The 1,377-nt window shown below is 43.1% G+C and carries 1 protein-coding gene; it reads left to right on the top strand.

Annotated elements, in window-relative coordinates; all coding sequences use genetic code 11:
• Window positions 1-234 precede the first annotated feature (234 nt).
• The coding region (locus tag LSE01S_RS10575) for an IS110 family RNA-guided transposase (RefSeq protein WP_169798698.1) at window positions 235-1,377 on the top strand (1,143 nt) is incomplete at its 3' end.

The following is a 1,377-nucleotide window of genomic DNA, read 5'->3' as shown; positions in this document are numbered from 1 at the left end:
TACTAAGCTTAGAGGCATAAGAGTTATCCGACGGGATGCTCTTGTGCCTCTATTACTTTATAGTGGTAGTGAAGACAGGCCGTAGGCCCCTTGGGTCCTCGAGACCGTCACAAAAAATGGCCGCTTCACTGGTTTTAGTCAATTTGATCAAAGTATTTGGGCTCTTGAAGCCGTGTTTTGAAAACGAGATTACTAAGACATACGTGAAGACTTCAGAAGGATGGGTATATGATTATGCGAACAATTATTGGAATTGATGTGAGTAAGAACACAGCCAACATTGCGATTGTGACAGATTTGATCGTGGTTGAGGAGTCAGTCATCTCTCTAGATATATTGGGTTTTAACGAATTGAAGCACGACGTGCTTCAATTTGGTGGTAAGCCTGAGATTGTCTTTGAAGCAACTGGTCTTTACTCACGGCGCCTAGAATATTTTCTCCAACAAGAACATTTGAACTATCATATTTTGAATCCATTAGTCGCTAAGAATCGCATCGCCACAGGCTCACGTCTCAGAAAGAATGATAGACGTGACGCCAGGAGATTAGCTATCACCGAGTTCACTGAACACTTAGAACCATACCTATTGGCTTACAAGCAAGACCCAATCTATCGTGAACTGACTGATATGAATCGTTACTATGACCAACTTAATGAAGATAAGAAACGTGCTCGCAATCGAGCTCATCGTGTGTTACAACTCGTGTTCGCCTCATTCGGAGAAGCGAAAGATGGTTTTGATTTTGACACTAAGTTAGCTTGGGAGCTTCTATCCCTCTTTCCTCACGCACAAATCGTCCGCGAAATCGGCGACCTTAACGAGTTGGAAAAACAAATAATGATGGCAGGCTTTAAGGGAGTTGGCCCTAAACGGGCTCATGATTCTTCACGAAAGTTATGGAAACTAGCAGCCAAAAACGGCGACGCAGTTGCCGTTAGTTCAGACAATACGCGGCAGATGAGGATTCTAGCCAAACAAGTTCTGGCACTAGAAGCTACGCAAGAACAGCAGGTTTCACGTATGACAGACCTGGGAAAGTCTCTACCAGAGTTCAATCTCCTTCAGACGATTCCGGGAATTGGCAGTAGTACCGCCATCCGACTAATAAGTGAGTTAGGAGACATACGTCGTTTCCGTACTCGTCAGCAGTTAAACAGCTACGTAGGAATTGATACAACTGAAATAGACTCTGGTGATCATCATTCAACGCGACATATCACAAAACATGGTAATCCACATGCACGTAGAATTTTATACTGGACAGTCGTTCTTATGATTAATCCTAAAATGAGTAATAACCATATCCGAGATGCATACCAAAAAAGACGAGAAGCTTCTTCCTCAAAGAAGAAACTTCTCGTCCGTCAGATGGAT

The organism is Levilactobacillus senmaizukei DSM 21775 = NBRC 103853 (assembly GCF_001592085.1).
GTDB lineage: Bacteria > Bacillota > Bacilli > Lactobacillales > Lactobacillaceae > Levilactobacillus > Levilactobacillus senmaizukei.
This window is presented reverse-complemented; position numbering and strand designations above follow the sequence as displayed.